Genomic DNA, 22961 nt, shown 5'->3' on the forward strand with positions numbered 1-22961 from the left:
CGCGTGCCTCGCGGCACGCGCAGCAAACGGGCCGAGCGCCCGAACGAACCAAGATGGCTTTACTGCAAATTTCCGAACCGGGCATGGCGCCGGCGCCGCACCAGCGGCGACTCGCTGTCGGGATCGATCTCGGCACGACGAACTCGCTCGTCGCGGCCGTGCGCAACAGCGTGCCCGAAGTGCTGCCGGACGAAGCGGGCCGCGCGCTGCTGCCGTCGGTGGTCCGTTATCTGGAGAAGGGCGGCCGCCGCATCGGTCACGAAGCGAAGGAGCAGGCCGCGACCGATCCGCGCAACACGATCGTGTCGGTCAAGCGCTTCATGGGCCGCGGCAAGGCCGAGGTCGAAGGCGCGGCGAACGCGCCGTACGAATTCGTCGATGCACCCGGCATGGTGCAGATCCGTACGATCGACGGCGTGAAGAGCCCGGTCGAAGTGTCGGCCGAGATTCTCGCGACGCTGCGTTACCGTGCGGAAGACACGCTCGGCGACGATCTGGTCGGCGCGGTGATCACGGTGCCCGCGTACTTCGACGACGCGCAGCGCCAGGCGACGAAAGACGCCGCGCGCCTCGCTGGCCTCAACGTGCTGCGCCTGCTGAACGAACCGACCGCGGCCGCGATCGCCTACGGTCTCGACAACGCGGCCGAAGGCCTCTACGCGGTGTACGACCTCGGCGGCGGCACGTTCGACCTGTCGATCCTGAAGCTGACGAAGGGCGTATTCGAAGTGCTGGCCGCGGGCGGCGATTCCGCACTCGGCGGCGACGATTTCGACCACGCGCTGTTCGGTCACGTACTTGCGCAGGCCGGCATCGACGCGAAGGCGCTCGCGCCCGAGGACGTGCGCCTGCTGCTCGATCGCGTGCGCGTGCTGAAGGAAGCGCTGTCGTCCGCGCCGCAGGCGTCGCTCGACGTGACGCTGTCGACCGGTGCACACCTCGTGCAGACGATCTCGCACGACACGTTCGCCGCGCTCGTCGAGCCGCTCGTGCAGCGTACGCTGACGCCGACCCGCAAGGCCCTGCGCGATGCGCAGGTGAGCCCGGCCGACATCAAGGGCGTCGTGCTGGTCGGCGGCGCGACGCGCATGCCGGTGATCCGCGAGGCGGTCGCGAAGTATTTCGGCCAGCCGCCGCTCGTCAACCTCGATCCGGACCAGGTCGTCGCTCTCGGCGCGGCGATTCAGGCCGACCTGCTCGCCGGCAATCGCGGCAGCGGCGACGACTGGCTGCTGCTCGACGTGATTCCGCTGTCGCTCGGCGTCGAGACGATGGGCGGTCTCGTCGAGAAGATCATTCCGCGCAATTCGACGATTCCGATCGCGCGTGCGCAGGAATTCACGACCTTCAAGGACGGCCAGACCGCGATGGCGATCCACGTCGTGCAGGGCGAGCGCGAGCTCGTCGCCGACTGCCGCTCGCTCGCGCGCTTCGAGCTGCGCGGCATCCCGCCGATGACGGCCGGTGCGGCGCGCATCCGCGTGACCTACCAGGTCGATGCGGACGGGTTGCTGTCGGTGTTCGCGCGCGAGCAGCATTCGGGCGTCGAGGCGTCGGTCGTCGTGAAGCCGTCGTACGGCCTCGCCGACGACGACATCGCGAAGATGCTCGAGGACAGCTTCAAGACCGCCGAGATCGACATGCGGGCACGCGCGCTGCGCGAAGCGCAGGTCGAGGCCGAGCGGATGATCGAGGCGACGCAGGCGGCGCTGGCGGCCGACGGCGAATTGCTCGACGATGCCGAACGCACGCAGGTCGACGCGCTCGTCGCGGCGCTGCGCACGATCGCGCAGGGCGACGACACGGACGCGATCGAGACCGCGACCAAGACGCTGGCCGACGGCACCGACGAATTCGCGGCGCGCCGGATGGACAAGAGCATCAAGCGCGCACTGTCGGGCCGCCGCCTCGACGAGATCTGAACGAACGAAATGCATGCGGGCCGGCGACGGCCCGCACGATATTGAACCGTGCGGCGCCAGCCGCCGCACCCTGACTGACGGAACGGACATGCCTCAACTGGTGGTGCTGCCTCACGTCGAACTGTGCCCGGACGGCGCAGTGATCGACGCGACGCCCGGCAAGAGTATTTGCGACAACCTGCTCGACCACGGGATCGAAATCGAGCATGCGTGCGAGAAGTCGTGCGCGTGCACGACCTGCCACGTGGTGATCCGCGAGGGCTTCAACGATCTCGAGCCGTCCGAGGAGGACGAAGACGACCTGCTCGACAAGGCATGGGGCCTCGAGCCGACATCGCGCCTGTCGTGCCAGGCGATCGTGAAGGAAGATTCGGACCTGGTGGTCGAGATCCCGAAGTACTCGATCAACCACGCGAAGGAAAATCACTGACGGATCGGCGGGGCGGACTCGCCACGTATACGGGAGAGCAGGCCATGAAATGGACCGATTCGCGCGAAATCGCCATCGCGCTGGCAGACAAGCATCCGGACGTCGATCCGCAGCGGATCAATTTCGTCGACCTGCGCCAATGGGTCATCGAGCTGGACGGCTTCACCGACGACCCGGCGCACTCGGGCGAGAAGATCCTCGAAGCGATCCAGGCTCACTGGATCGACGAATCGGACTTCGACGACGAAGACTGAGGTTCGCGCCGACGCCCGCACCGCGTGGCGCCGGCAACGCTCCCGCAAAAGGAAAAGGCTCGTGACGCGTCACGAGCCTTTTTCATTTCCGCGCGGCGCAAGAGCCGCGCGGCGATTCGTCATGCATTACGAGCCGACCAGCGTGCCGTTCTCGATCCGCACGCGCTGGCCCTGGCCGAACGGCGGCGGGTTGTGGTACGTGAACGTGCGCGTCGCGCCGCTTTCCATCTGGACCTGCACCTGGTAGTCGGTTTCCGCGCGCACCTGCTTCTCGACCTGGTTGCCGGCGAGACCGCCGCCGAGCGCGCCGATGATCGTCATCGCGGTGCGGCCGTTGCCGTGACCGAACTGGTTGCCGAGCAGGCCGCCGGCCGCTGCGCCGCCGACCGCGCCGATCCCCGAGCTCTGGCCCGGCGTGCGCGTCTGCGTAATCGCGACGACCGTGCCGCAGGTCTGGCAATAGGCCGGCTGCGCGGGTGCGGACGGCTGTTGTGCGTATTGCGGCGGTTGCGGTGCCGGCGTATGGCGGTGGTGCGTGGCTGCCGGGCGCGGCGCGGGCCGCGGCTCGGCTTGTGCCGCAGCTGCCTTCTCCGCAGCGGCTTTCTCGGCCGCAGCCTTCTGCGCGGCCTGTTCGGCTGCCTGCTGCTGCGCTTGCGCGGCGAGCGCGGCGCTGGCAGCTGCCGCCGTATCGACAGCCGGCTGCGACGCGATCAGCGCGGCCTGGGTCTGGCCGTTCTGCGCGTTGTTGCTGCTGGCCTTCGGGAAGATGCCCGTGATCGCGGCAGTGGCGGCGAGGCTGGCGACGATGACGGCGCCTGCGGCGGTCGCGATGAGCGGGTGCAGGCGTTGCTTTTGCGGCGTGGTTTGATTCTGGTTGTCCATTTTCTTCTCCGGTGTCGACCCGGTTTCGCACGTTGGCGCTGGCCGGATCCCACGCTCGGGAGCGAGCAGACTTGGCGTTCCGGCGCCTCGTTCTGGTCCCGTGGTCATGCGTGGTGACGCAACAGGAGTGTCGTCCACGAGCGAGCGGCGCACCGTATCAAGGTGTAACGAATTGCAGCGCGGGATCGGCGTTTGCTACAGGGAAAACCCGGAGAAGGCCGTCGCGACGAGGGAATAAAACGGGGGAGGATCGAAAACCGGCGAACGCCGGCAGGCGGGATTTACGCGTGGTTACAAAGCTGACGCGTGCGCGCCGCGAGGGGCGGCGCACACGCGGGCACGGCCGTCAGTCTTCGCGGCGCAGGTGCGGGAACAGCAGCACGTCGCGGATCGTCGGGCTGTCGGTCAGCAGCATCACGAGACGGTCGATGCCGATCCCGCAACCGCCCGTCGGCGGCATCCCGTGTTCGAGCGCGCGGATGTAGTCGGCGTCGAAGAACATCGCTTCCTCGTCGCCGGCATCCTTCTGCTCGACCTGCTTCTTGAAGCGCGCGGCCTGGTCTTCCGGATCGTTCAGCTCCGAGAAGCCGTTCGCGATCTCGCGGCCGGTCATGAACAGCTCGAAACGCTCGGTGATGCCCGGCACCGTGTCCGACGCGCGTGCGAGCGGCGACACTTCGACCGGGTAGTCGATGATGTAGGTCGGCTCCCACAGCTGCGATTCGGCGGTTTCCTCGAACAGCGCGAGCTGCAGCGCGCCGATGCCGGCGTTCAGGAAGGCCGGCTGCGACACGTCGACGCCGAGGCGCTTCAGTTCGGAACGCAGGAACGCGTCGTCCGACAGCTGGCCGTCGGTGTACTGCGGCGCGTACTTCTGGATCGCCTGCGTGATCGTCAGGCGGTGGAACGGTTTCGCGAGATCGAGCTCGCGGCCCTGGTACTGGATCGTCGCGGTGCCGAGCGCATCGATCGCCGCCTGGCGGATCAGCTGCTCGGTGAAGTCCATCAGCCAGCGGTAGTCGGTGTACGCGGCGTAGAACTCCATCATCGTGAATTCCGGGTTGTGGCGCGGCGACACGCCTTCATTCCGGAAGTTGCGGTTGATCTCGAACACGCGTTCGAAACCGCCGACGATCAGGCGCTTCAGGTACAGCTCCGGCGCGATGCGCAGGAACATCTGCATGTCGAGCGCGTTGTGGTGCGTGACGAACGGCTTGGCCGCGGCGCCGCCCGGGATCGGGTGCAGCATCGGCGTCTCGACTTCCATGAAGTCGGCGTTGTCCATGAACTTGCGGATCGACGCGATGGTCTTGGTGCGCGCGCGGAACGTGTCGCGCGTTTCCGGCGTGACGATCAGGTCGACATAGCGCTGGCGATAACGCATTTCCTGGTCGGCGAGGCCGTGGAACTTGTCCGGCAGCGGACGCAGCGCCTTCGACAGCAGGCGCAGTTCCTTGCACTGGACCGACAGCTCGCCCTTGTTGGTGCGGAACAGCACGCCGCGTGCGGCGACGATGTCGCCCAGGTCCCACTTCTTGAATGCGTCGTAGGTTTCCGCGCCGATGTCGTTCGGCGTCACGAAGAACTGGATCTGGCCCGAACCGTCCTGCACCGTCGCGAAGCTCGCCTTGCCCATCACGCGCTTGAGCATCATGCGGCCGGCGACCGACACCTCGACCGGGTTCGCTTCGAGCGCGGCCTTGTCCGAGTCGGCGAATTTCACCTGGAGATCGGCGGCGTGATGCGTCGGCCGGAAATCGTTCGGATAGGCGACGCCTTGCTCGCGCAGTGCGCGCAGCTTCTCGCGGCGCTCGGCGATGATCTGGTTTTCGTCCGCCGCGACGGCGGGCTGCGTTTGGGTCGGTTCGGTCATGATGGTCGGAATTCGGAGTGGGTGCGGCAACGCAACGGGAAGGGCGGCGCGACCGGAGGGGCCGCGCCGCGGCGCTTACACGCCCTGTTTGAGGCTCGCGCTGATGAAGTCGTCGAGATCGCCGTCGAGGACGGCTCTCGTGTTGCTCATTTCGACGTTCGTGCGCAGGTCCTTCACGCGGCTCTGGTCGAGCACGTACGAACGGATCTGGTGGCCCCAGCCCACATCGGTCTTGCTCGATTCGAGCTTGTCCTGTTCGGCCTGGCGCTTGCGCATTTCGACTTCGTACAGGCGCGATTTCAGCATCGCCATTGCTTCGGCGCGGTTGCGGTGCTGCGAGCGGTCGTTCTGGCACTGCACGACGATACCGGTCGGCATGTGCGTGATCCGCACCGCGGAGTCGGTCTTGTTGATGTGCTGGCCGCCCGCGCCCGAGGCGCGGTACGTGTCGATGCGCAGGTCGGCCGGGTTGATCTCGACTTCGATCGAATCGTCGATTTCCGGATAGACGAACACCGACGAGAACGACGTGTGACGGCCGCCCGACGAGTCGAACGGCGACTTGCGCACGAGGCGGTGGATGCCCGTTTCGGTGCGCAGGAAGCCGTATGCGTATTCGCCCGTGACCTTGACCGTCGCGTTCTTGATGCCGGCGACGTCGCCGTCGGACTCTTCGAGCACCTCGGCCTTGAAGCCCTTGCGTTCGCAGTAGCGCAGGTACTGGCGCAGCAGCATCGATGCCCAGTCGCACGCTTCGGTGCCGCCGGCGCCGGCCTGGATGTCGATGAAGCAGTTGTTCGGGTCGGCCGGGTTCGAGAACATCCGGCGGAACTCGATGTCGCCGACGCGTGCTTCGAGCTTCTTCGCGTCGTCTTCCGATGCGACGAGGGTGTCTTCGTCGCCTTCCTCGCGTGCGAGCTCGAACAGGTCGAGCGCATCGCGCAGGTCGCTATCGAGCGCCGTCAGCGTCGTGACGACGCCTTCGAGCAGCTTCTTCTCGCGACCGAGCGCCTGGGCGTTCTTCGAATCGTTCCAGACGTTCGGGTCCTCGAGTTCCTTGTTGACTTCGGTCAGACGCGCAGCTTTGGCGTCGTAGTCAAAGATACCCCCGAAGCTCGCCCGCGCGGTTGCGCAGGTCGAGCAGGGAGCTTTCGATCGCGTTGAGACGTTCCGCTTCCATGATCGTTCGCTATTCTTGCTTCGTAAAAAAGCGGAATTATAGCCGATCGGCAGGGTTTCCCGGTGACGCGAAGTGTGCTTGCGTGCGCGCCGCGGCCCCGTCCGGCGCGGCGCGCATGTGGTTCGCATGTGGTCTGCACATGGCCCGCGGGCCCCGCGGGCCGGGTGGCCGGCCGGTTGGCGTTCAGCCGGCCGCGTGTTCGACGATCAGCTGGACGCGCGTCACGCCGTTCCACGTGTCGGCCACGAGCCGGTACGCGATCAGCGCGCTCGCCGGCAGCGGCTCGGTGTGGTTGAACCAGATCGCGTTGAAGCGCTGACGGCCGCGCGCCAGTTGCAGCTTCAGGTGCTTTTCCTTCACGAGCGACTGCGACACGACGTCGAATTCGCCGGAGAAAAGCGGGGCCGGAAAGCCCTGGCCCCAGACGGCTTCGTCGAGCAGCCCGACGAACTGCGGCGTGAAATACGCTTCCTCGAGTTCGCCGTCGGTCTCGATCACGCGCGCCAGCGCGTCGTCGGACAGCCATTCGCGCGCGACGGCCTCGAACGCGGCCGCGAAGCGCGGCACGTTGTCGGTGTCGAGCGTGAGACCGGCCGCCATCGCGTGGCCGCCGAACGCGACGATCAGGTCGGGCTCGCGCTTCGACACGAGGTCGAGCGCATCGCGCAGGTGGAAGCCGGGAATCGAGCGGCCCGAACCCTTGACCCGCGTGCCGGCCTCGTCCGCATGCGCGAACGTGAACGACGGGCGGTGGAATTTCTCCTTGAGCCGTCCGGCGACGATGCCGATCACGCCCTGGTGCCATTCGGGATTGAACAGCGTGATCGTGCACGCGTCGGCCGGATCGACGTCGGCGAGATCGGCGAGCGCCTGCTGCTGCATGCCGGCCTCGATCTCGCGGCGCTCGCGGTTCATCACGTCGAGCTGCTGCGCGAGGTCCCACGCGCGGCCGATGTCGTCGGTGATCAGGCACTCGATGCCGAGCGACATGTCCGAGAGCCGCCCGGCGGCGTTCAGGCGCGGGCCGAGGCCGAAGCCGAGGTCGAAGCCCGATGCGGTGCGCGCCTCGCGGCCGGCGGCGCGGAACAGCGCGGCGATGCCCGGCTGCATGCGGCCGTTGCGGATGCGCTGCAGCCCCTGTGCGACGAGCACGCGATTGTTGCCGTCGAGCCGCACGACGTCGGCGACGGTGCCGAGCGCGACGAGGTCGAGCAGCCCGTCGAGACGCGGTTCGGCCTCCTTGCTCGCGAATGCGCCGCGGCGGCGCAGCTCGGCGCGCAGCGCGAGCAGCACGTAGAACATCACGCCGACGCCGGCGATGTGCTTGCTCGGGAACGCGCAGCCGGGCTGGTTCGGGTTGACGATCGCGCGCGCGGCGGGCAGCGCGTCGCCGGGCAGGTGGTGGTCGGTCACGAGCACGTCGATGCCGCGTGCGTTCGCGGCCTCGACGCCCGCGACGCTCGCGATCCCGTTGTCGACGGTGATCAGCAGGTCGGGCTTGCGCGCGGCCGCGAGTTCGACGATCTCGGGCGTGAGCCCGTAGCCGTATTCGAAGCGGTTCGGCACCAGATAGTCGATTTGCGCACCGAACATCCGCAGGCCGCGCACCGCGACCGCGCAGGCGGTCGCGCCGTCGCAGTCGTAGTCGGCGACGACCAGCAGGCGCCGCTGGTCGGCGATCGCGTCGGCGAGCAGCGCCGCGGCGTCCGCGCAGCCTTTCAGTTCGGTGGGCGGCACGAGGCGCGCGAGCGCGGTTTCGATGTCGGTCGGGGACTGCACGCCGCGCGACGCATACAGGCGCGCGAGGACGGGATGCAGGCCGTGGCGCGCGAGCGCTTCGGCGTCGGCGGGCGCGACGGGGCGGGTAACGATCCGGGTCATACAGGTCGGGTTATTCGAACAGGGATGCCAGCGCGCGGCGGCGCCAGAACTTGCGCAGGTCGCCGCGCGTCGCGTGCAGCGTCACGGAGCTGGTGTCGCCGCACAGCGTGAAGTCGACGCCGGCCAGCTCGCCGTTCTGCAGCGCGGCGAGGGCGGGCGCGAACCAGTCGCGCTCGAGCGCGGCGAGCGCGTCGTGCCAGCGTGCCCAGTCCTGTTCGATGAACGGGGCGGACAGCGTGGGCAGCTCGACGAGCGTCGCGCCGGCGGCGGCGGGTAGTGCGCCGAATGCGGCCGGCGCGGCGCCGGCCTCGGCCTGGGCCGCGCGCGCGAGGCCGAGCGCGGCGGGCGACACGGACAGCACGCGCGCGAACGGCTTGCCGACCGGCTTCAGCGTGCCCTGCGCGTGGAACCAGATCGAATTGACGGCGGGCAACCCGCGCGCTTCGCGCGCTTCGTTGACCGGATGCTGGAACCACGCCATCTGCACTTCGTTCTGCAGCTTCATCCACATCCGCGAGCGTTCGCCGGTGTGCGCCTCGTGCGGCAACCAGATCTCGATGTTGCGGCCGCTGGCGCGCAGCGGCGCGGCGCCGGCGAGGCGGGCGAGCTGCTCGCTGGACAGGTACCAGCGCGCCGGATGCGGCGCTTCCAGTCGCACGCCGAGCTCCTCGATCAGCGGGCGCGCGACCGCCAGCAACGCGGCGGCGTCGCCGTCGTCGAGCGCGAGGCTCGCCGGGTCGACGAGCACGAGGTGATCGTGCGCGATTTCGACATGGACGGGCTCGACGCACGCCCAGGCCTGGGTGCCCGGGTCGCCGCCGTCCGCCAGCAGCATGTAGGGCGCGAGCGGCGCCTCGTCGGCGGCGTTGCCCTGGGTCGCGCCGAACCGGCGGGCCAGCCAGCGCTCGTGCGGCAGCGTGCGCTGGAAGTCCTCGCCGGCCACGCGCTCGACGAGGCTCGCGCGGGCGAGCAACTTTTCGAGCGCGGGGCTGTCCAGCGTGTGCAGGGACGAGGCCGCATCGGCCGCCGACGGCAGCGCGAACGGAACGAGAAAATGGAGGCGTCGGTCGTGCATGATGGTGCGCATTGTATGGCAAACTGCGCGCGTGATCGGGCCGGCTGACGGTCCGATTGGGCCCGATTGCGTCCGGCGACCGCTTTTTTCGACCGCGCCCCGGGCGGCGCTCCGGCCTCGGGCCGCCATCCCCGCCGTAACCAGCAGAAAGGATTCGCTTGAAACTTCCGTACGAATGGCAGATCGGCTGGCGCTACACGCGCGCCGGCAAACGCACGACCGGCAACGGCTTCATTTCCTTCATCGCGCTCGTGTCGATGCTCGGGATCGCGCTCGGCGTCGCGGCGCTGATCGTCGTGCTGTCCGTGATGAACGGCTTCCAGAAGGAAGTGCGCGACCGCATGCTGTCGGTGCTCGCGCACGTCGAGGTGTTTTCGCCGACCGGCTCGATGCCCGACTGGCAACTGACCGCGCAGGAAGCGCGCCGCAATCCGTCGGTGACGGGCGCGGCGCCGTACGTCGACGCGCAGGCGCTGCTCACGCGCCAGGACGCGGTGAGCGGCGTGATGCTGCGCGGCGTCGAGCCGTCGCTCGAACCGCAGGTGTCGGACATCGGCAAGGACATGAAGGCAGGCCAGCTCGCCGCGCTCGTGCCCGGCCAGTTCGGCATCGTGCTCGGCGACGCGCTCGCCGGCAACCTCGGCGTGACGGTCGGCGACAAGGTCACGCTCGTCGCCCCCGAAGGCACGATCACGCCGGCCGGGATGATGCCGCGGCTCAAGCAGTTCACGGTCGTCGGCGTGTTCGAGTCGGGCCACTACGAATACGACAGCACGCTCGCGATGATCAACATCCGCGACGCGGAGGCGCTGTTCCGGATGGCCGCGCCGACCGGCGTGCGGCTGCGGCTCACCGACATGCAGAAGGCGCCGCAGGTCGCGGTCGAGCTGTCGCATACGCTGTCGGGCAGCCTGTACATCCGCGACTGGACCCAGCAGAACAAGACCTGGTTCTCGGCCGTGCAGATCGAGAAGCGGATGATGTTCATCATCCTCACGCTGATCATCGCGGTGGCCGCGTTCAACCTCGTGTCGTCGCTCGTGATGACGGTGACCAACAAGCAGGCCGACATCGCGATCCTGCGCACGCTCGGCGCGCAGCCGGGCTCGATCATGAAGATCTTCGTCGTGCAGGGCGTGACGATCGGCTTCGTCGGCACCGCATCGGGCGTCGCGCTTGGCTGCCTGATCGCGTGGAGCATTCCGTGGCTGATCCCGATGATCGAGCATCTGTTCGGCGTGCAGTTCCTGCCGCCGTCGGTGTACTTCATCAGCGAGCTGCCGTCCGAGCTCGTCGCGGGCGATGTCATCAAGATCGGCCTGATCGCGTTCGTGCTGTCGGCCGTCGCGACGCTCTATCCGAGCTGGCGCGGCGCGAAGGTGAAGCCGGCGGAGGCGCTGCGCTATGAATGATCGCGCGACCGCATTCGCGGATTCACGACAACCCATCAGACAGGATTCGGCAGGTATGCAGGAATACGTGCTTCAGGCGCGCGGGATCACGAAGGCGTTCGTGCAGGGCGGCTTCAACGTGCAGGTGCTCAACAACACCGAGCTGACGGTGCGACGCGGCGAGAAGCTGGCGGTCGTCGGCGCGTCGGGCTCCGGCAAGAGCACGCTGCTGCACGTGCTGGGCGGCCTCGACGAACCGAGCGCGGGCGAAGTGTCGCTGCTCGGCAAGCCGTTTACGCAGCTCGCCGAGCGCGAGCGCAACGAGCTGCGCAACCGCGCGCTCGGCTTCGTCTACCAGTTCCATCACCTGCTGCCGGAATTCACCGCGCTCGACAACGTCGCGATGCCGCTGCGCATCCGCCGGATGACGACCGAGGACGCGCGCGCGCAGGCACAGGCGATGCTCGAACGTGTCGGTCTCGGCCCGCGTGCGAAGCACCGGCCGGGCGAGCTGTCGGGCGGCGAGCGGCAGCGCGTCGCGATCGCGCGCGCGCTGGTGACGAAGCCGGCCTGCGTGCTGGCCGACGAGCCGACCGGCAACCTCGACGGCACGACGGCCGATACCGTGTTCAACCTGATGCTCGAGTTGTCCGAGACGCTCGAAACGAGCTTCGTGATCGTCACGCACGATCCCGAGCTCGCCGCGCGCTGCGACCGCATCATGCGCCTGCGCGACGGCGTGCTGCACGAGGAGCCGGCGCTGCCGGTGTGAACGAACGCCTCCGCCGTGCCGCCGGACGAGTCCCGGCGTTGCGGCGGGACGCAGGAAAGCCGCCATGTGGATCGATACGCATTGCCATCTCGATGCCGCCGAATTCGACGCCGACCGCGACGCGGTCACGCAGGCGGCGCGTGCGGCCGGCGTGTCGCGCATCGTGATTCCGAGCATCGGGCGCGACAACTTCACGACCGTGCGCGAACTGGCGCAGCGCACACCGGGCGCGGTCTATGCGCTCGGCATCCACCCGATGTATACGCCGCACGCACGCGACGAGGATCTCGACCGGCTGCGCATGGAGATCGAGGCGAGCCTCGACGATCCGCGCTTCGTCGCGATCGGCGAGATCGGGCTCGACTACTTCGTGCCGGGGCTCGACGAAGCGCGGCAGCAATTCTTCTATCAGGGGCAGCTCAAGCTCGCGCGGGAATTCGACCTGCCGGTGCTGTGCCACGTGCGCAAGTCGCAGGACCGCGTGCTCGCCGGGCTGCGCCGCTTCGGCGTGCGGCGCGGCATCGCGCATGCGTTCAACGGCAGTTTCCAGCAGGCCGACGCGTATCTCGCACAGGGGCTGCATCTCGGTTTCGGCGGCAACGTGACGTTCGGACGCGCGTTGCAGATCCGCCGGCTCGCCGCGCAGTTGCCGCTCGACGCGATCGTCGTCGAGACCGACGCGCCCGACATCGCGCCCGAATGGGCGTACAAGTCCCGCAATGCGCCCGACCAGGTGCCGCGCATCGGTGCCGTGCTCGCCGAGCTGCGCGGGATCGACGCGCACGCGCTGTCCCTATCCACAACGGCTAACGCGCTCGCCGCGCTGCCGCGACTCGCCCTTTCGTCCGCATAATCGTTGCCGGAAGGCGCCGTGTCGACAGCGGCGGCGCCAGGTCGACGAGGAGGCGCGATGCGCGTGTGGTGGATCGCGTTCGCGCTCGGCGTCGTCGTGCTGCAGCGGCAGGCGGCGTTGCCGGGCGCGGGCGTCTGGGCAGGCGGGGCGGCCGTGCTGGCCGGTTGCGGCGCGCTGCTCGCATGGTGTGCGCGGCGCCGTCGAACCCGCGCGATCGTCGCGCTCCGGTGGGTGCTGTGCGCGTGCGCCGCCGGTGCGATCGGATTCGGCTATGCGGCCGCGCGCGCCGAATGGCGGCTGCGTGACAGCCTGCCCGTCGAGCGGGAAGGGCGCAACATCGTCGTCACGGGCGTGATCCGCGGGTTGCCGGTGATCGACGACACCGGCGCGCGACTGCTGTTTGCCGTCGAATCGAACGATGCGGCGCTGGCCCGGTTTCCTCCCGTGATCCGGTTGTCATGGCGCACGTACGGCGCGCCCGCGGCACGCGACGCGATGCCCGATTTGCGCGCCGCGCAGCGCTGGCGCCTCGTCGTGCGCCTGAAGCGTCCGCATGCCGAGGCGAATCCCGGCGTGCGCGACAGCGAGGCGGCATGGCTCGCCGCGGGCATTCGCGCGATCGGCTATGTGGTCGCGCCCGAGCGGGCGGAACTGCTCGACGCGCGTGCGTCGGGATGGCGCGCGTCGATCGATCGGCTGCGCGACGCGCTGCGTGCCGGTATCGGCGATGCGCTCGGCAGCGGCGCGCGCCATCGCGGCATCGTGACCGCGCTCGCGGTCGGCGATCAATCCGGCATCGGCGACGACGCGTGGCGCGTGCTGCGCAATACGGGCACGAGTCATCTGGTCGCGATCTCCGGGCTGCACGTCGGGCTCGTCGGCGCGCTCGCCGGCGGGATCGCATCGATCGTCTGGCGGCGTCTGCGCTGGCGAGGACGTGCGGCGGCGCTGATGATACCCGCGCCTTACGTGGCTTCCGTTGCCGCGCTGGCGGCCGCCGCCGGCTATGCGGCGCTCGCCGGCTTCAACGTGCCGGCGCAGCGCGCATGGTGGATGATCGCGGCCGGTGCGGCCGCCTATCTGGCCGGACGCAGCGTGCCGACCTCCGCGGTGCTGTGCGCGGCGCTCGGCGGCGTGCTGCTCGCCGATCCGTGGGCCGTGTTGTCCGCCGGTTTCTGGCTGTCGTTCGGCGCGGTCGCGGTAATCCTGATGGCGGTCGCGGGCTGGCGCGCGGTGCGCGAATTCGACGGGGGCGACGGGCGCGACAGCGGCGACGGTGCGGGGGATGGCACCGCCGCGGTCGACCGCTGGCGGTGGCTGAGAGCAGGGTGCGCGCGTGCCGGGCGCCGAATCGCGGAGGCCACGCGCGTGCAGTACGCGGTGACGATCGGCCTCGCGCCGCTGACGGCCGCGTGGTTCGCGCAAATCTCGGTATCGGGGCCGTTCGGCAATGCATTTGCGATTCCGTGGGTCAGCGCCGTCGTGACGCCGGTCGTGCTCGCCGGTATCGGGTTGCCCGCGCCGTTGGACGGCTATGCGTTCCGGCTCGCGCATGCGGAGCTCGAACCGATGATGGCGCTGCTGGGGCATCTCGCCGACTGGCCGGCCGGCGTATTCGGGCTGCGCATGCCCGACTGGCCGGTGTTGATGCTGGCGTGCATCGGCGTCGCATGGGTGTTGATGCCGCGCGGCTGGCCGCTGCGCTGGGCCGCGCCGATCACGTGGCTGCCGCTCGTCGCGCCCGCATCCGATGCGCCGCCGCCAGGCGGTTTTCGCCTGACCGTGCTCGACGTCGGGCAGGGCGCGTCGGTGCTGGTCGAGACCGCACGCCGGACCTTGCTGTTCGATGCGGGGCCGGGGCCGGAGTCGACCCATGCCGGCCAGCGGATCGTTGCGCCGTCGTTGCGCTCGCGCGGAATCCGGACCGTCGATACGCTCGTGCTCAGTCATGCGGACGCCGATCACGCGGGCGGCGCGGCGGCCGTCTATGCGGCGGTCGAGGTGCGTCAGCTGCTTGCCGGCATCGCGCCGCGGCATCGGCTGTGGCGCGACGCGCAGGCGGCCGGCGTGACCGATCGGTTGCCTTGCGCGGCCGGGCAGCGGTGGAGCTGGGACGGTGTCGTGTTCACGATGCTGTGGCCGCCGCACGTGGCGGGGGCCGGTCCGTCGAACGAACAATCGTGCGTGCTGCGCATCGACGCGGTGGGCACGTCGGCCCTGCTGACGGGCGACATCGAGGCACGCGCCGAGCGCCGCCTGGTGGCCGATGCGCGCGACGCGCTGGCCGCGCAGATCCTCGTCGTGCCGCACCATGGCAGCCGCACGTCGTCGGTCGAGCCTTTCCTCGATTCGGTCGGGCCGCGCGTCGCGGTATTTCCTGTAGGCTATCGCAATCGCTTCGGGCATCCGCACCGGACGGTCCTCGCACGCTACGAGGCGCGCGGGATTCCGCTGCCACGCACCGATCGCGACGGGGCCGTGCGGTTCGACGTCGCGCCGGCTAACGGCGGTTTTGCGTTCGAGCGTTATCGCGATGCGCAGCGACGGTACTGGATGGACCGGTGAGTTGGTGTGATCGCGCGCAGCAGGAACGAAGAGACCGGAGAGGTGCTGGAGCAGCGGAGCCCGCCGATCGCGAAGCATGGGGCGGGAGTAAGTGCTAAAGCACCAACTCCGGTCGACCGCGAAGCATGGGACAGGAGTAGGCGCTGAAGCGCCAACTCCCGTCGACCGCGAAGCATGGGACAGGAGTAAGCGCTAAAGCGCCAACTCCCGTCGACCGCGAAGCATGGGATCGGAGTAAGCGCTGAAGCGCTAACTCCGATCGACAAAGGAGACATTGGCGTTTGAAGGACATCCTCCACTTCTCGCATGCGAACGGTTTTCCGGCCTCGACGTACCGGACGATCTTCGCCGAGCTGGCAGACGACTACGACCTGCGTTACATCGAGCGCATCGGTCACGACCGCCGCTACCCGGTGACGCGCGACTGGCCGCATCTCGTCGAGCAGCTGCTCGACGACATCGGCAGCCGCTACGAGCGCCCGGTCTGGCTCGTCGGCCATTCGCTCGGCGGCTACCTGTCGCTGATGGCCGCGCTGAAAAAACCGCACTGGGTGCGCGGCGTGGTGATGATCGATTCACCGATCATCGCGGGATGGCGCGCCGGCGCGCTGCGCGCGAGCCAGTGGGCGGGGCTCGACGAGCGGCTGTCGCCGGCGGCCGCGACGCGCAACCGGCGCACGCGCTGGGCGAGCCGCGACGAAGCCTGGCGGCACTTTCACGAGAAACCCGCGTTCGCGCGCTGGGACGAGCGGATGCTGTCGGACTACATCGACCACGGCATCCCGCAGGCGGGCGCCGACGGCGAACGCGCGCTCGCATTCGACCGGCAGGTCGAATACCTGATCTACCGGACGCTGCCGCACACGCTCGGCCCGCGGCTCGCGCACGGCGCGCCGGTGCCGCTCGGCTTTCTCGCCGGCACGCGCTCGCGCGAGGTGCGGCAGGTCGGGCTCGAGGCGACGCGCCGCGCCGCGCGCGGGCGCATCGAATGGATCGAGGGCAGCCACCTGTTCCCGATGGAGCGGCCGATCGAGACGGCCCGCGCATTGCAGCGGATGCTGAATTCGCTGAAAACGGCGGAGGGCGGCGTGCCGCGAGACAGCGCGGCGCTCGCGAACAGCGCCTGACGCCTTGGTCCGGTGCTCCGCGTCCGGCGTGCGCGGTTGCACCGTCCGGCCGGCCGGTTCGCCCCGGCGCGCACGGCTGGCGCGGCACAGCGCGAAAGGGCGGGATCATCGCGTCAATTGCTGAGAGAAGGGCGGGCTTTACGGTATAATCCGTTTTTCCCGCGAGCATCCAGCGATGACCAAATATGTTTTCGTCACCGGCGGCGTAGTTTCTTCCCTCGGCAAGGGTATTGCCGCCGCCTCTCTCGCCGCGATCCTCGAATCGCGCGGTCTGAAAGTCACCCTCCTCAAACTCGATCCCTACATCAACGTCGACCCCGGCACGATGAGCCCGTTCCAGCACGGCGAAGTGTTCGTGACGGAAGACGGAGCGGAGACCGACCTCGACCTCGGCCACTATGAGCGCTTCATCAGCACGAAGATGCGCAAGGCCAACAACTTCACGACCGGCCAGATCTACGAATCGGTGATCCGCAAGGAACGCCGCGGCGACTATCTCGGCAAGACCGTGCAGGTGATTCCGCACATCACGAACGAAATCCAGGCGTTCATCGAGCGCGGGGCGGCATCGGCCACCTGCGGCGAACCGGACGTCGCGATCGTCGAGATCGGCGGCACGGTCGGCGACATCGAGTCGCTGCCGTTCCTCGAGGCCGCGCGCCAGATGAGCCTGCGCCTCGGCCGCAACAGCGCGTGCTTCGTGCACCTGACGCTCGTGCCGTACGTCGCGACGGCCGGCGAGCTGAAGACGAAGCCGACCCAGCACAGCGTGCAGAAGCTGCGCGAGATCGGCATCCTGCCGCACGTGCTGCTGTGCCGTGCGGACCGCCGCATCCCGGACGACGAATCGAAGAAGATCTCGATGTTCTCGAACGTGCCGGAAGACGCCGTGATCTCGGTGTGGGACGCCGACAGCATCTACAAGATTCCGCAGATGCTGCACGACCAGGGCCTCGACCGGATCATCTGCGAAGAGCTGAAGCTGTCGCCGAAGGACGCCGACCTGAGCATGTGGTCGGAGCTCGTCGAGAAGCTGGAAAACCCGAAGCACGAAGTGACGATCGGCATGGTCGGCAAGTACGTCGATCTGACCGAGTCGTACAAGTCGCTGATCGAGGCGCTGCGCCACGCATCGCTGCACACGTCGACCAAGGTCAACATCGAGTACATCGACTCGGAAGAGGTCGAGACGAACGGTGTCGACAGCCTGAAGCATCTCGACGCCGTGCTGGTGCCGGGCGGTTTCGGCCGTCGCGGCACGGAAGGCAAGATCGCGGCGATCCGCTATGCGCGCGAGGCGAAGGTGCCGTACCTCGGCATCTGTCTCGGCATGCAGCTCGCGGTGATCGAATTCGCGCGCGACGTCGTCGGCCTGAAGCAGGCGAACAGCACGGAATTCGATCCGGAAACGCCGGAACGCGTGGTCGCGCTGATCACCGAGTGGCACGACCGCGAAGGCAAGGTCGAGACGCGCACCGAGGAATCCGATCTCGGCGGCACGATGCGCCTCGGCTCGCAACGCTGCCCGATCAAGCCCGGCACGATGGCCGAAGAGATCTATGGCAAGGACGTGAACGAGCGCCATCGCCACCGTTATGAAGTCAATAACCGCTTCGTGCCCCAGCTCGAAGCCGGCGGCCTTATCATCAGCGCCCGTACCCCGAGCGAGGATCTGCCGGAAATGATGGAGCTGCCGCGCTCGATGCACCCGTGGTTCGTCGGCGTCCAGTTCCACCCGGAATTCACGTCCACGCCGCGTGACGGTCATCCCCTCTTCAAGTCGTTCGTCGAAGCCGCGCTCGCCAACAAGCAAGCGCGCGGAGTGTAAAGCATGAAGCTGTGCGATTTCGAGGTCGGTCTCGACCAGCCTTTCTTCCTGATCGCGGGTACCTGCGTCGTCGAATCGGAGCAGATGACGATCGACACGGCGGGCCGCCTGAAGGAGATCTGCGAGAAGCTGAACGTCCCGTTCATCTACAAGTCGTCCTACGACAAGGCGAATCGCAGCTCGGGCAAGTCGTTTCGCGGCCTCGGAATGGACGAGGGCCTGCGGATCCTCGGCGAGGTGAAGCGCCAGCTCGGCCTGCCGGTGCTGACCGACGTGCATTCGATCGAGGAGATCGAGCAGGTCGCGTCGGTCGTCGACGTGCTGCAGACGCCCGCGTTCCTGTGCCGCCAGACCGACTTCATCCACGCGTGCGCACGCTCGGGCAAGCCCGTCAACATCAAGAAGGGCCAGTTCCTCGCGCCGCACGACATGAAGAACGTGATCGACAAGGCGCGCGACGCGGCGCGTGAAGCCGGGCTGTCGGAAGACCGCTTCATGGCGTGCGAGCGCGGCGTCTCGTTCGGCTACAACAACCTTGTGTCGGACATGCGCTCGCTCGCGATCATGCGCGAGACGAACGCGCCGGTCGTGTTCGATGCGACCCACTCGGTGCAGCTGCCGGGCGGGCAGGGCACGAGCTCGGGCGGCCAGCGCGAATTCGTGCCGGTGCTCGCGCGTGCTGCCGTCGCGACGGGTGTTGCGGGCCTGTTCATGGAAACGCACCCGAATCCGGCCGAAGCGAAGTCGGACGGCCCGAACGCGGTGCCGCTGAACCGGATGGGCGCGCTGCTGGAGACCCTCGTCACGCTCGACCAGGCGGTGAAGCGCAATCCGTTCCTGGAAAACGATTTCAACTAAAGATCGAATGAACCATGCGACGGCTTCGCGCGTCAGTAGCGTAAGCAGTGTCGGCGCGCATGCCGTCGCAGTTTGAAGAATCCATCGTCATTCTCAGAGGAAACCCATGAGTGCCATCGTAGATATCATCGGCCGCGAGATTCTGGATTCGCGCGGCAACCCCACCGTCGAATGCGACGTGCTGCTCGAATCGGGCACGATGGGCCGCGCGGCGGTGCCGTCGGGCGCGTCCACCGGCTCGCGTGAAGCGATCGAACTGCGCGACGGCGAAGCCGGCCGCTACAACGGCAAGGGCGTGCTGAAAGCGGTCGAGCACATCAACACCGAAATCTCCGAAGCCATCATGGGCCTCGACGCGTCGGAACAGGCGTTCCTCGACAAGACGCTGCTCGAGCTGGACGGCACCGACAACAAGTCGCGCCTCGGCGCGAACGCGATGCTGGCCGTGTCGATGGCCGTCGCGAAGGCGGCGGCTGAAGAAGCCGGCCTGCCGCTGTACCGCTACTTCGGCGGCTCGGGCGCGATGCAGCTGCCGGTCCCGATGATGAACATCGTCAACGGCGGCGCGCACGCGAACAACAGCCTCGACATCCAGGAATTCATGATCGTCCCGGTGAGCCAGCCGACGTTCCGTGAAGCCCTGCGTTGCGGCGCGGAAGTGTTCCACGCACTGAAGAAGATCCTGAGCGACCGCGGCATGAGCACGGCAGTCGGCGACGAAGGCGGCTTCGCGCCGAACTTCGGCAGCAACGACGAGTGCCTGTCGACGATCCTGCAGGCGATCGAGAAGGCCGGCTACCGTGCGGGCGAAGACGTGCTGCTCGCGCTCGACTGCGCAGCCTCCGAGTTCTACCACGACGGCAAGTACCAGCTCGCGGGCGAAGGCCTGCAACTGTCGTCGGCCGAATTCACCGACTACCTCGCGACGCTCGCCGACAAGTTCCCGATCGTGTCGATCGAGGACGGCATGCACGAAGGCGACTGGGACGGCTGGAAGCTGCTGACCGAGCGCCTCGGCAAGAAGGTGCAGCTCGTCGGCGACGACCTGTTCGTCACGAACACGCGCATCCTGAAGGAAGGCATCGAGAAGGGCATCGCGAACTCGATCCTCATCAAGATCAACCAGATCGGTACGCTGACCGAAACGTTCGCGGCAATCGAAATGGCGAAGCGCGCGGGCTACACGGCCGTGATCTCGCACCGCTCGGGCGAAACGGAAGATTCGACGATCGCGGACATCGCGGTCGGCCTGAACGCCGGTCAGATCAAGACGGGTTCGCTGTCGCGCAGCGACCGCATCTCGAAGTACAACCAGCTGCTGCGCATCGAGGAAGATCTCGGCGACATCGCGAGCTACCCGGGCAAATCGGCTTTCTATAACCTGCGCTAACGCGCTACTATCGGGTTCGTCATCTCGACGCCGCTCTGTGCATGTCGCGCGGAGCGGCGCTTCTTATATCTGCGTCTCTTACATGCGGCTTGTCACTGTCGTCCTGATTGCCTTGCTGGCGCTCATTCAGTACCCCCTATGGTGGGGACACGGCGGCTGGTTGCGGGTGCACGAATTGCGCCAGCAGCTCGGCGATCAGCTGCAGAAGAATGCGGACGAGAAGCTGCGCAATGAACGGATCGCGGGCGAAGTGCAGGATCTGCAGGGCGGTACCGCGGCCATCGAGGAGCGCGCGCGCTACGAGATGGGCATGGTGAAGGACGGCGAAGTGTTCGTGCAGTTCGTATCGCCGAACGCGCCGGCCAGCCCGCTGAACAACACGCCGTCGAGCACGTCGACGCGCGGTACCGTGTCCGCGGCACCCGTGCGTGTCGTGCCGAACCCGCAGTCGATCGCGAAACCGTCGCGGCATCACGGCGGCGAGAAGGGCAAGGCCGCGCATCACTGAGCGCGGGAGTCCGAACCATTGAAAAAGCGCGGGAAATGCCGCGCTTTTTTATTTCCTGCCAGTCGTCAATCGGGTCGGTCGACGCGATGTCGCGTCACCACCACCAGCCCGGGTAACCGTAGCCATAGCCGATGCCGGTGCCCCATCGGCTGCCCCAGCCGCCGCCGTAATAGCCGCCGTAGACCGTCACGGGCGGCGGCGAGTAATACGACCAGGCGCGCGCGGCGGCCTCGGCCGCCATCGCGTCGTTCTGCTCGCGCAGTACCTGCCGGTCGATCTCGTCGTAGCGTTTGCGCTCCGCGCTCGACAGGGCGGGCGGCCGGCCGCCCGACGCGCCCGGCTCGGGCAGGCGGCTCAGGATCGTCGACGAAGGCGGCTGCACCGCGCAGCCGGCGAGGGCCAGCGTGCCGGCTGCGACGCTGGCCAGGACGAGAGTGCGGAACGGGCGATTCATGTGTTTCTCCAGCAGCGCGCCGCAGTGCAAAGCGGCTTGCGCCGAAGGCGGGACCTGCGGCGCGTGAGCCGTGCGGGCGACGCTCGTGCGTCATTATGCGCCCGCGCCCGCATCGCGGGCACGGACGCGCGGCGCGCTCAGTGACGCTGCTCGGTCGCGGGCGTGATGCCGGTCGCGAGTTCCGGCGCGGCGAACAACTGCGCGACGTCGACGGGATCGAATTCGTAGCGCTGGTTGCAGAACTCGCAGTGGATCTCGACGTGACCGCGCTCGACGATCACGCTGTCGACTTCGTCGCGGCCGAGCATGCGCAGCATCGCGCCGACCTTCTCGCGGGAGCACGAGCACTGGAAACGCGTCCCGGCCGGGTCGAAGTGCTGCACGTTTTCCTGCCAGAACAGCCGGCGGAACACGACTTCCGGTTCGACCTCGAGCAACTCCTTGGCGGACAGCGTGCCGCCGAGCGTGCAGACGCGCTCCCAGGTGTCGGCGTCGGTTTCGGCGTTGCGCGGCACGATACCGCCGTCGCCAGGCAGCTTCTGCAGCAGCATGCCGACCGCGCGGTCGCGATCGGCCGCGAGCCACAGCCGCGTGTCGAGCTGCTCCGAGTGGTGCATGTAGTGCTCGAGCACCTGCGACACCGATTCGAGCGGGCCGTCGACGCCGTTCAGCGGCACGATGCCCTGGTACGGCTGCTGGCCCGGCAGCTTCTCGGCCGGGTCGAGCGTGATCACGCAGCGGCCGTGACCGCTCGCGTTGACGAGCGACGCGAACGGCATGTCGTCGCCGATCGTCTGCGCCGCGTCGCCGGCGAACTTGGCCGTGGCGCGCATCGACAGGTCCGAGCCGCACTGGACGACCAGCATCTGGACCGGCCCGTCGCCGAAGATCTGCATGATCAGGGTGCCGTGAAATTTCAGGTTCGCCGACAGCAGCGCACACGCGGCCATCATCTCGCCGAGCACCGTGCGCACCGGGGCAGGGTAGTCACGGCGGGAAAGCACCTCTTGCCACGTGTTGCGCAGCGACACGATCTCGCCGCGCACGGGTGCCGAATTGAACATGAATTTCTGTAACTGGTCGCTCACTCTTCTTCCTTGAAATCCGCGCGAATCAGCCGATCCGCACGAGTTGCTCCTTGAAATGCGCACGCCGCTCGACGTACGTCTTCGCATTTGCGCGCAGCCGCGCGATGTCGTCTGCCGACAGCTCGCGCACGACTTTCGCCGGGGCGCCGAGAATCAGCGAATTGTCCGGGAACGTCTTGCCTTCCGTCACGACCGCGCCGGCACCGACCAGACAGTTGCGGCCGATCACCGCTCCATTCAAGACCACCGCCTGAATCCCGACCAGCGAACCCTCGCCGATCGTGCACCCGTGCAGCATCGCCTGGTGCCCGATCGTCACGTTTTCGGCAATCGTCAGCGGAAAGCCCGGGTCCGTATGCAGGACCGCGCCTTCCTGGACATTGCTGCCGGTGCCGACCGTGATCGTCTCGTTGTCGCCGCGAATCGTCGCGCCGAACCAGACGCTCGCGTTTTCCTCGAGCACGACCTTGCCAATGATGGCCGCCGTATCGGCGACGAATACGCTTTCGTGGATCGTCGGGGCCGTCTCGCCCAGTTTGTAGATCGTCACGGAGTCTCCTGGTCTCTTCGATGATGGGCGCCGGTAGAATGGCGCGTCTGGCGTGCCGGGCGCGTTGCGTGACGGCACAA

20 protein-coding genes are annotated in these 22961 nt (G+C 68.0%); 12 read left to right on the forward strand and 8 right to left on the reverse strand.

The features are described from left to right. Positions 1–53 precede the first annotated feature (53 nt). The 3 genes from hscA to iscX all read left to right on the forward strand — a co-directional run bounded on the left by hscA (position 54) and on the right by iscX (position 2606). Complete coding sequence (gene hscA, locus U4012_RS20595) at positions 54–1922, forward strand: Fe-S protein assembly chaperone HscA (RefSeq protein ID WP_044848190.1); 1869 nt, start codon at positions 54–56, stop codon at positions 1920–1922. A gap of 88 nt (positions 1923–2010) precedes the next feature. Further along, entirely contained in the window at positions 2011–2352 is a 342-nt protein-coding gene (fdx, locus tag U4012_RS20600) for an ISC system 2Fe-2S type ferredoxin (RefSeq protein WP_044848189.1), read from the forward strand. A 44-nt stretch (positions 2353–2396) separates the two neighbouring features. After that, on the forward strand, positions 2397–2606 hold the full coding sequence (gene iscX / locus U4012_RS20605) for a Fe-S cluster assembly protein IscX (RefSeq protein ID WP_040144569.1): 210 nt from the start codon (positions 2397–2399) through the stop codon (positions 2604–2606). Between the two features lie 126 nt (positions 2607–2732). Here iscX and U4012_RS20610 read toward each other — a convergent pair whose 3' ends face one another. The 5 genes from U4012_RS20610 to U4012_RS20630 all read right to left on the reverse strand — a co-directional run bounded on the left by U4012_RS20610 (position 2733) and on the right by U4012_RS20630 (position 9509). Continuing rightward, positions 2733–3488, reverse strand: a complete 756-nt coding sequence (locus tag U4012_RS20610; protein WP_124522148.1) for a glycine zipper 2TM domain-containing protein — start codon at positions 3486–3488, stop codon at positions 2733–2735. A gap of 346 nt (positions 3489–3834) precedes the next feature. Continuing rightward, positions 3835–5361: a lysine--tRNA ligase gene (lysS, locus tag U4012_RS20615; RefSeq protein WP_321801105.1), complete on the reverse strand. Its 1527-nt coding sequence runs from the start codon at positions 5359–5361 to the stop codon at positions 3835–3837. A 75-nt stretch (positions 5362–5436) separates the two neighbouring features. Beyond that, positions 5437–6541, reverse strand: a protein-coding gene (gene prfB, locus U4012_RS20620; RefSeq protein ID WP_124488306.1) for a peptide chain release factor 2 whose coding sequence is annotated in 2 segments (ribosomal slippage) — positions 5437–6459 and positions 6461–6541 — 1104 coding nt in all. Because the reading frame shifts where the segments join, the coding sequence is not laid out codon by codon here. Between the two features lie 183 nt (positions 6542–6724). Next, positions 6725–8422 (reverse strand): single-stranded-DNA-specific exonuclease RecJ, encoded by a 1698-nt coding sequence (gene recJ, locus U4012_RS20625; RefSeq protein ID WP_124488305.1) that lies wholly within the window; start codon positions 8420–8422, stop codon positions 6725–6727. 10 nt (positions 8423–8432) lie between these two features. Continuing rightward, positions 8433–9509, reverse strand: coding sequence for a regulator (locus U4012_RS20630; RefSeq protein WP_321801109.1), 1077 nt, complete (start codon positions 9507–9509; stop codon positions 8433–8435). 146 nt (positions 9510–9655) lie between these two features. Here U4012_RS20630 and U4012_RS20635 point away from each other — a divergent pair, with 146 nt between their 5' ends. The 9 genes from U4012_RS20635 (at position 9656) to ftsB (ending at position 20789) form a co-directional block, all read left to right on the forward strand. Beyond that, complete coding sequence (locus tag U4012_RS20635) at positions 9656–10909, forward strand: lipoprotein-releasing ABC transporter permease subunit (RefSeq protein WP_044848183.1); 1254 nt, start codon at positions 9656–9658, stop codon at positions 10907–10909. Beyond that, entirely contained in the window at positions 10902–11660 is a 759-nt protein-coding gene (gene lolD, locus U4012_RS20640) for a lipoprotein-releasing ABC transporter ATP-binding protein LolD (RefSeq protein WP_081051465.1), read from the forward strand. Before U4012_RS20635 ends, lolD begins: the two co-directional genes overlap by 8 nt. A 64-nt stretch (positions 11661–11724) precedes the next feature. Then, positions 11725–12513, forward strand: a complete 789-nt coding sequence (locus tag U4012_RS20645) for a TatD family hydrolase (RefSeq protein ID WP_044848181.1) — start codon at positions 11725–11727, stop codon at positions 12511–12513. 57 nt (positions 12514–12570) lie between these two features. After that, positions 12571–15078 carry a DNA internalization-related competence protein ComEC/Rec2 gene (locus tag U4012_RS20650; protein WP_321801114.1) on the forward strand — a complete coding sequence of 836 codons (2508 nt, stop codon included), beginning with the start codon at positions 12571–12573 and terminating at the stop codon, positions 15076–15078. A 281-nt stretch (positions 15079–15359) separates the two neighbouring features. Then, on the forward strand, positions 15360–16205 hold the full coding sequence (locus tag U4012_RS20655; protein ID WP_044848179.1) for an alpha/beta fold hydrolase: 846 nt from the start codon (positions 15360–15362) through the stop codon (positions 16203–16205). 175 nt (positions 16206–16380) lie between these two features. Continuing rightward, positions 16381–18033 carry a CTP synthase gene (locus tag U4012_RS20660; protein ID WP_044848178.1) on the forward strand — a complete coding sequence of 551 codons (1653 nt, stop codon included), beginning with the start codon at positions 16381–16383 and terminating at the stop codon, positions 18031–18033. A gap of 3 nt (positions 18034–18036) precedes the next feature. Then, positions 18037–18891, forward strand: coding sequence for a 3-deoxy-8-phosphooctulonate synthase (gene kdsA / locus U4012_RS20665; protein ID WP_044848177.1), 855 nt, complete (start codon positions 18037–18039; stop codon positions 18889–18891). Positions 18892–18997: 106 nt separating this feature from the next. Then, positions 18998–20281, forward strand: a complete 1284-nt coding sequence (gene eno / locus U4012_RS20670) for a phosphopyruvate hydratase (RefSeq protein ID WP_011885396.1) — start codon at positions 18998–19000, stop codon at positions 20279–20281. 82 nt (positions 20282–20363) lie between these two features. Next, positions 20364–20789 (forward strand): cell division protein FtsB, encoded by a 426-nt coding sequence (gene ftsB / locus U4012_RS20675; protein ID WP_044848176.1) that lies wholly within the window; start codon positions 20364–20366, stop codon positions 20787–20789. Positions 20790–20883: 94 nt separating this feature from the next. On the opposite strand, the gene U4012_RS20680 is transcribed toward ftsB, so the two are convergent. The 3 genes from U4012_RS20680 to U4012_RS20690 form a co-directional block, all read right to left on the reverse strand. Beyond that, positions 20884–21243 (reverse strand): hypothetical protein, encoded by a 360-nt coding sequence (locus U4012_RS20680; RefSeq protein ID WP_321801120.1) that lies wholly within the window; start codon positions 21241–21243, stop codon positions 20884–20886. 137 nt (positions 21244–21380) lie between these two features. Then, the gene (gene hslO, locus U4012_RS20685; protein ID WP_321801122.1) at positions 21381–22331 is read right to left on the reverse strand and encodes an Hsp33 family molecular chaperone HslO; all 951 of its coding nucleotides are present in this window, start codon (positions 22329–22331) and stop codon (positions 21381–21383) included. Positions 22332–22356: 25 nt separating this feature from the next. Beyond that, complete coding sequence (locus tag U4012_RS20690) at positions 22357–22881, reverse strand: gamma carbonic anhydrase family protein (RefSeq protein ID WP_044848174.1); 525 nt, start codon at positions 22879–22881, stop codon at positions 22357–22359. Positions 22882–22961 lie beyond the last annotated feature (80 nt).

This window comes from Burkholderia sp. BCC1988 (genome assembly GCF_905339895.1).
Classification (GTDB): Bacteria; Pseudomonadota; Gammaproteobacteria; order Burkholderiales; family Burkholderiaceae; genus Burkholderia.